The sequence below is a fragment of the Rhodovulum sp. PH10 genome (genome assembly GCF_000293785.1).
In the GTDB taxonomy this organism is placed as follows: domain Bacteria; phylum Pseudomonadota; class Alphaproteobacteria; order Rhizobiales; family Xanthobacteraceae; genus Rhodoplanes.
On record NZ_AKZI01000081.1, the window covers coordinates 59115 to 66698 of the forward strand.

Genomic DNA, 7584 nt, shown 5'->3' on the forward strand with positions numbered 1-7584 from the left:
CGGTACGGCTAGTGCCGCTCCTTGGCGTCGGCCTCGAGCTGGGCCTTCAGAGCCAACAGCTTGGCGAACGGCGAGTTCGGATCGGGCTCCTTGTCGGAGCGCGAGGAGCGCTCGTCGCGGCTCTGATAGGTGCGCGGCGGACGATCGCGGTCGCGATCCCGGTCGAACCGCTCGCGCCGTCCGCCCCCCTCCGAGCGGCCCCGCTCCGGGCGGTCCGGACGGTCGCCGCGCGGCCGGCCGCGGCCGAATTTCTCGCCGCGCTCGCGGTCGCCCCGCTCGCCCCTGTTGTCGTTGCGCTCGCCACGATCGCGATTGCGATCGCGCTCGCCCTCCGGGCGGCCACGAGCCTCGGACCCCTCCGCCGGCGCGGCGGCGGCCGGCTGCCCGGCCTCGCCCGGCGCAGTGGCGGCGGCGGCGGGCCCCGCCCCTGGGCGCTTGCCCGGACGGTGGTGCCGTTTTTGGCCGCGCCGGTCGTCGTGCGGACGGCCCGGCCGCCAGATCTCGATGAATTGCGGCTCCTCGGGCGCTTTCTCGGCCTCGGCGGCCGCCGACTCGTCGGAGGACGCTTCCGGCGCCGCTTCGGCTGCAGCCTGCTCGGCCGCGACCTCCTCGCCAGCGACCTGCTGGCCAGCGACCTCCTGGCCAGCGACGTCCTCGCCGGCGGGCTGCTCTTCGGCGGACGGCTGCTCGGCCGGCACCTCTGTCGCCTCGGCGACGGACGGCGCCTCCTCGGCGGACGTTTGGTCGGGCACCGGTGCCTCGAGCACTGGCGCCTCGGGCACTGGTGCCTCGGACACGCGCGTCTCTGGCACGAGTGCCTCGGGCACGAGTGCCTCGGACACTTCGGCCGTCGGCGAAACCTCGGCAGGCTCGGCCGCTATCTCGGCTGCGGTCTCGGCCGTCGTGGTCTCCACCGCGGTGGTCTCGGCCGCCTCGCCCCCGCTCTCGGCCGGCGCAGCCGCCGCGGTGACCACCTCGGTGGTCGCCTCGGCGGTCTCCGAATCCGAAGCCTCGGAAGCCGAAACCTCCGGCACGAGTGCCTCCGGCGGCTTGGGCCGTCGCTCCATGCGATAGCCGAGCGCCTTGAGGATCGAGGCCAAATCTTCGCCGGACGAGCCGGTGAGCGAGGTCATCGCCTGGGTGACGGTGAAGCCGGAGCCGTCGAAGGCGCCCGCCGGCTTTTCGCCCGGAGCGTTCGGTCGCCAGGACAGCGCCGGCCGGATCAAATCGGCGAGCCGCTCGAGGATGTCGACGCGCACCGCGCGCTCGCCGCACACCCGATAGCCGATCGTGCGGTAGAGCATCCGCGAGACCGCCTTGTCGACCGGGAACGAGGTGCGCCCGGAGGCGGCCAGCCGTTGCAGGTCGTCGAGCCCGGAGGTGTCGACGTCGCCGTGCTTGAGCGCCCACAGCTCGGCCGCGAGCGCGCGCGGGGCGGGCTTCAGCAGCGCCGGCACGTACACGTGATAGGCGCCGAACCGCACGCCGTACTTGCGCAGCATCGCGCGCTGCGCCTGATCGAGGCTCTTCAGCTCCTCGGCGATCTTGAACCGCTCGAGCACGCCGAGCGCCTCGACCAGCTGGAAGGCGATGCCACGGGCGATGCCGGAGATCTCGTCGGCGGCGCCCAGCACGAACAGCGGCGCCAGCACCCGCTCGACATGCGTTCGGGTCCACAAATCGAGCCGCGTCTGCACGTGCTCGGCGGCGGCCCCGGCGAGATGCTCGTCGGCGAGAATTTTCACACGAGGCCGAAGGATGTTGTCGCCGGCCAGGAGCTTCGCCACCGGCTCGCCCATCCAGCGGACCAGGCCGCCGGAGGCGAGCACGAACTGGCTGTCGGGTGCGTGGGCGAGCCGCGAGGCGCGCGCATCGATCTCGCCGGCCAGCGCCTTCTGCGCGACGGCGGAGACGGCCTTGGTGTCGGTGCCCCCGGTCGTCGCCTCGGGCGCGAAGCGGAAGCCGTCGAGCCGGCCGATGACGTGGCCTTCGACCACGACCTCGCCCGTCTTGGTGATCTCTGTGTCCAACATCGCGTTCTCTCGCAATCGTCGCATCAGCACACTGGTGCGACGGTCGATGAATCGTTCGGCCAGCCGTTCGTGCAAGGCATCGGAGAGCTTGTCCTCGATGGCGCGCGTCACGCCTTGCCAGTGCTCGGGGTCGCTGAGCCAGTCCGGACGGTTGGCGACGAACGTCCAGGTCCGGATGTGGGCAATACGGGTCGACAGGGTATCGATGCCACCCTCGGCATGATCGGCCAACGCGACCTGCCGGGAGAACCAGTCGGTCGGTATCCTACCCTCGCGGGCGAGAAAACCAAAGAGGGTGACGACCAGCTCGGCGTGCGCGGCAGGCGAGATCTTGCGATAGTCCGGGACCTGACAGGTCTCCCACAGACGCTCGATGGCGGCGCGCCCGCGGGCGAGCTCGCGCACGCCGTCGTCGCGGCTCGCATGCTCGAGCACCAAGATGTCCTCGGCGACCGGCGCACGGGTCAGGCCCGGCAGCGTCGGGGTCGTCGCGAGGGAGGCCTGCAGCGCGCCGAGCGAGGAGAAGTCGAGCTCGGTGTTGCGCCACTGGAGAACTTTGATCGGCTCGAACGAATGGCTCTCGAGCGCGTGCACCAGATCCGGCTCGAACGGCGTGCAGCGCCCGGTGGTGCCGAAGGTGCCGTCGCGCGAATGGCGGCCCGCCCGGCCGGCGATCTGGCCGAACTCGGCCGGCGTCAGGCGGCGATACTGATAGCCGTCGAATTTTCGCTCGGAGCCGAAGGCGACGTGATCGACGTCGAGATTGAGGCCCATGCCGATCGCATCGGTGGCGACCAGATAGTCGACGTCGCCGGACTGATAGAGCGCGACCTGAGCGTTTCGCGTCCGCGGGCTGAGTGCGCCGAGCACGACGGCGGCGCCGCCGCGCTGGCGACGGATCAGCTCGGCGATCGCATAGACCTCCTCCGCCGAGAAGGCGACGATCGCCGTACGGCGTGGTTGTCGCGAAAGCTTCTTCTCGCCGGCGAAGGTGAGTTGCGAGAGGCGCGGCCGGCTGATCACGTTGGCGCCGGGCAGCAGCTTCTCGATCATCGGCCGCACCGTCGCGGCGCCGAGCACCAGGGTTTCCTCGCGCCCGCGACGGTTGAGGATGCGGTCGGTGAAGACGTGGCCGCGCTCGAAGTCGGCGCCGAGCTGCACCTCGTCGACGGCGACGAAGGCGACGTCGAGATCGCGCGGCATCGCCTCGACGGTCGACACCCAGAAGCGCGGATTCTGCGGCTTGATCTTCTCCTCGCCGGTGATCAGCGCGACCTGATCCGGCCCGACCCGATCGACCACCTTGTTGTAGACCTCGCGGGCCAAAAGGCGCAGCGGCAGGCCGATGATGCCGGAGGAGTGGCCGAGCATCCGCTCGATCGCGAGATGGGTCTTGCCGGTGTTGGTCGGGCCGAGCACGGCCGTCACGCCGGCCCCGCGGGCGCGCGATTCACGAGTGGAAGGAGACGAGAACGTGATGGGCATCTGGTTCGGGACGATCGCCGGGCGTGTGAAGCGGTGAGGCTAAATGCGGCCGATCCGGCGGCCGACGGCCGTCGGGGCGACGCATCGAGGTCGAGGCACGCTCATGTCCGGGGTCCCATCGTGTCGGGGCGGCGCGATTGCGGCGCCCGCCTGCGGGTGACCCGACCTTCCCCCGGGGCGCGGTGCTTCGACCGTAAGGGGAACGCCGGCGTGCCCTCTCTTAGACCCTTTCGGCGGCTCACCCAAGCCCCGCATCGGTGGCGGGTTCCCCGCCCGCCGGCGGGCCCGATCCGTCCCGGATTGCGACACCTCCGGGCGGGCCTATGGATTCGCGTTAAACCTCTGGAACGACTCTCGAACGAATCGCGGCCGAATCGCTGACTCGATCCGAGTCGAGATTCGTTCTCCTCCAGATCTCGGGCGCCGACCGGGCGCGAGACCGAGATGGAGGCCGCGCAGCGTCGCGCGGCGGCACATGTCGGAGAGCAAACCTTAACGGGCGCCGCGGGCGCGGGAACGCACTCAGGGAATGCGCGCGCTGGTGGGCGTCGGCCGGGCGGTCGCGACCGCGGTGACGAACTGGGTCGCCTCGAGGATGCCGAGGCCGAACGGCGTCGGGATGACGATCTTGTAGGGCACCACCACCCGCGTGCCGGCGATCGGCGCGAGCCACGCCTCGATGTCGCGCTGGCGGGTGAGATAGGCGATCGCCGGGCGGCCGGGGATGTAGCCGGCGATCGGCGTGAAGCGCACGCCGCACACCGCCACCGGGCCGCGATAGCCGCGCTCGGACTGCACCGTCTCGATGCGCTTGTAGGACAGCTCGAGGTCGAACCGCATGCGGCCGTCGAAGATCGACAGCGTGCGCTCGCACGCCTGCGCGCCGAGCTCCTGACCGGCGCCGGGCACGGCGAGCAGCGCCGCGCTCATCGGGTCGGTGACGCCGCGCCGGTGGGCGTCGGTGACCGGCAGGCGTTCGGGCTGCGGCGGTGTCGGCGGCTCGACCGAGACGTCCTTGACCGTGCCGTTGCGCAGCACGATCCGCAGCTCCTCGGATTTGCGCTCCGAGACGAGGCTCGAGGCGTAGGTCGAGGGCTGGAGATTGCCGCGCCGGACCCGCCCGCGCGAGGCACTGGAGCCCTGGCCGCTGGCGAACAGGCGGACGATGCCGGTGGTGGTGCCGCTGGCGGCCGCGGTGTACTCGTTGTCGGAGATGTCGATCACCCAGGCGCCGCGGCCGATCGGGACGCCGGCCAGCGTCGCGACGTAGCGGGCGTCGAGCTTGCCCTGGGCGAAGCCCTCGCGGCTGCCGACCCCGAGCGCGAGGACGGCCGAGAGCAGCACCAGCGCGTGGCGGACGGGACGGTCGAGCGACACGATGGCCGAAACCCCCACGATGGCCGAAACCCTCGGAACGGCGAACCGGACCGGCCGGTCGTGCGACCGGCCGAAGGACCTGCGTGAAGGGTCTGTGTCGAGGCGGAATACGTCCTTTGTATGGTGTCGCCGGCGCGCGACCGGCCGGCCGCGAGGGCCGCCGGGCTCGCCCATGGCGCGCCCACCCTACCCGACCGCCCTGCCCGGCCGCCCCAACCGATCCACCGGCGGCGGGCCGGCCGTCGCCTCGCGACGAATCGGCAGCCTTTTGCGGTACCGCGGCGCCGGCGCGCCCGATCGTCCGCCGCCGCGCACGTAAGGCTTGCCCCGGACCGCGCGGCGTGCAAAACACGTGGCGCCGCCGCGCGTCCCGCGCGGCTTGACGCCCACGGCGGGCGTCTCTATACGTCCGCGATCCGTTTCAAGCTCCTCGTGGTCCGACCGCGCACTCGCGCGTCGGCGGATGTCCGAGGCAGACAGTTCTCTCGAGGTTCCCCATGTCGCGACGATGCGAATTGACCGGAAAGGGCGCGCTCGTCGGCCACACGGTCAGCCACTCGAACATCAAGACCAAGCGGCGCTTCCTGCCGAACCTGGTCAATGTCACGCTGCAGTCCGATGCGCTCGGGCGTGGCGTGCGGCTGCGCATCTGCGCCAACGCGCTGAAGAGCGTCGACCACCGTGGCGGCCTGGACGCGTTCCTGATGAAGGCGGGCGACGCCGATCTGTCGCCGCGCGCGCTGCTGCTCAAGAAGCAGATCGTCAAGAAGCTCGCCGCCCCCGCCGCCGCGAGCTGATTTCCTTTTCCGGCTCGGACCGGTCGAGCGCCCGCCCTTCGGCGGGCGTTTCGTCGTGTCCGGACGGCTGATCGCGCGTTCGGGCGATGGCCGGCGAGCGCCGCGACGCGGCCCCGCCGGCCGTGCGGTCACGCCGCCATCGCGGCGAGGTCGGCCTCGACGTCGCCGACCGGCTTCAGCGCATAGGCGTCGACCAAGACCTTCAGCACCGCGGGCGTGACGAAGGCCGGCAGCGACGGCCCGATGCGGATGTTCTTCACGCCGAGATGCAGCAGCGCGAGCAGCACGCACACCGCCTTCTGCTCGAACCACGACAGCACCAGCGACAGCGGAAGCTCGTTGACGCCGCAGCCGAACGCATCGGCGAGCGCGAGCGCGACCTTGACCGCCGAGTAGCTGTCGTTGCACTGGCCCATGTCGAGAAGCCGCGGCAGGCCGGCCACCGTGCCGTAATCGTGGCCGATCACCCGGAACTTGCCGCAGCCGAGCGTCAGGATCATCCAGTCCGACGGGATCGCGGTGGCGAGATCGGTGAAGTAGGAGCGCGAGCCCTCCGAGCCGTCGCACCCGCCGATCAGCGCGAAATGCTTGACGGCGCCGGACTTGACCGCCTCGATCACCTGGTCGGCGACGCCCAGCACCGCCTGATGGCCGAAGCCGACCAGATGCTCGCCGTTGCGCACCGTGTCGGTGAAGCCGGGCGCGGCCTGCGCGGCGGCGATCACGGCGGAGAAGTCGCGGTCCTCGATGTGGCCGATCCCCGGCCAGCCGACCAGGTTGCGGGTGAACAGCCGCCCCCGATACGTCTCGAACGGCCGCATGAGGCAGTTGGTGGTCATCAGGATGGCGCCGGGGAAATCGGCGAACTCGCGCTGCTGCCGCATCCAGGCGCCGCCGTAATGCCCGACGAGATGCGCGTGCTTCTTCAGCTCCGGATAGCCGTGCGCCGGCAGCATCTCGCCGTGGGTGTAGACGGCGATCCCGGTGCCCTCGGTCTGCTCGAGCAGGGCTTTCAGGTCGACCAGGTCGTGGCCCGACACCAGGATCGCCTTGCCGGGCACGTGACCCATCGTCACCGGGGTCGGCTGCGGCACGCCGAACGTGTCGGTGTGCGCCCGGTCGAGACAGGCGAGCACGGCGACGGTCGCCTCGCCGCAGCGCAGCTCGAGGGCGAGCAGCGCGTCGATGTCGGCGATCTCGCCATGGAGCTTCGCCAAGGCCTCGACCATGAAGGAGTCGACGGCGGGATCGGTGCGGCCCATCTGGCGGGCGTGGTGGGCATAGGCGGCGATGCCCTTGAGGCCGTAGAGGAGCAATTCCTGCAGGCCGGTGACGTCCTCGCCGAGACGCGCCTTGCGGGCCTCGATGCCGTCGCGCGCGGCGCGCGCCAGCACGGTCTCGCGGTCGGCGTCGCGCTCCGCCGCGGTCGTGCCCGGGATGGCGGCGACCACCTCGCGGATGCGCGCGAAAATCACGTCGGCGTCGAAATTGACGTTGGTGACGGTGACGAACAGCGCGTCCTCCAGCATCGGCGCGAGCCAGGCCGGCCGTGCCGCGGCGGGCGTGTCCGCAAAGGCGGCGGCGAGCCGCTTGGCGGCGTGGACGAGATCGTCGAGCAGGTCGGCGACGTCGGCCGGCTTGCCGCACACCCCGACCTTCACGCAGCCCGTGCCGTGGGTCGTCTGTTCACATTGGTAGCAGAACATCGGTCTCTCCAGTCGGACCGGCCGACGAGGAGAGCGCCGGCCGCACGACCGGACGGTACGAACGACGACCGCTGCGAACGTTGTTCGGGAACAACGTCGCGGGCGATCGCTTAGAGCCCGTTTGGGAACTCCGACGGGGCTGCGCCGGAGCCGCTTTCGCCGATCCGGCAGGAGCCGATCGAGGCG

Annotated in this window: 4 protein-coding genes; 1 reads left to right on the forward strand and 3 read right to left on the reverse strand. The window is 71.2% G+C overall.

Annotation, left to right across the window (positions count from 1 at the left end; translation table 11 throughout):
* Positions 1–8: 8 nt before the first annotated feature.
* Together A33M_RS13815 and A33M_RS13820 are read right to left on the reverse strand one after the other, a co-directional pair.
* Positions 9–3461, reverse strand: a complete 3453-nt coding sequence (locus A33M_RS13815) for a helicase-related protein (protein WP_237718380.1) — start codon at positions 3459–3461, stop codon at positions 9–11.
* Between the two features lie 579 nt (positions 3462–4040).
* Positions 4041–4913 (reverse strand): DUF3108 domain-containing protein, encoded by an 873-nt coding sequence (locus A33M_RS13820; protein WP_008388132.1) that lies wholly within the window; start codon positions 4911–4913, stop codon positions 4041–4043.
* Between the two features lie 479 nt (positions 4914–5392).
* Here A33M_RS13820 and rpmB point away from each other — a divergent pair, with 479 nt between their 5' ends.
* Positions 5393–5692, forward strand: a complete 300-nt coding sequence (rpmB, locus tag A33M_RS13825; RefSeq protein ID WP_008388134.1) for a 50S ribosomal protein L28 — start codon at positions 5393–5395, stop codon at positions 5690–5692.
* Between the two features lie 128 nt (positions 5693–5820).
* Here the strand turns inward: rpmB and hcp are convergent, their stop codons facing one another.
* The gene (gene hcp, locus A33M_RS13830; RefSeq protein WP_008388135.1) at positions 5821–7398 is read right to left on the reverse strand and encodes a hydroxylamine reductase; all 1578 of its coding nucleotides are present in this window, start codon (positions 7396–7398) and stop codon (positions 5821–5823) included.
* Positions 7399–7584 lie beyond the last annotated feature (186 nt).

Excerpts from the sequence above, each read along its gene's own strand:
- rpmB (WP_008388134.1), top strand. The coding sequence starts at position 5,393 with ATGTCGCGACGATGCGAATTGACCGGAAAGGGCGCGCTCGTCGGCCAC.
- hcp (WP_008388135.1), bottom strand. The coding sequence starts at position 7,398 with ATGTTCTGCTACCAATGTGAACAGACGACCCACGGCACGGGCTGCGTG.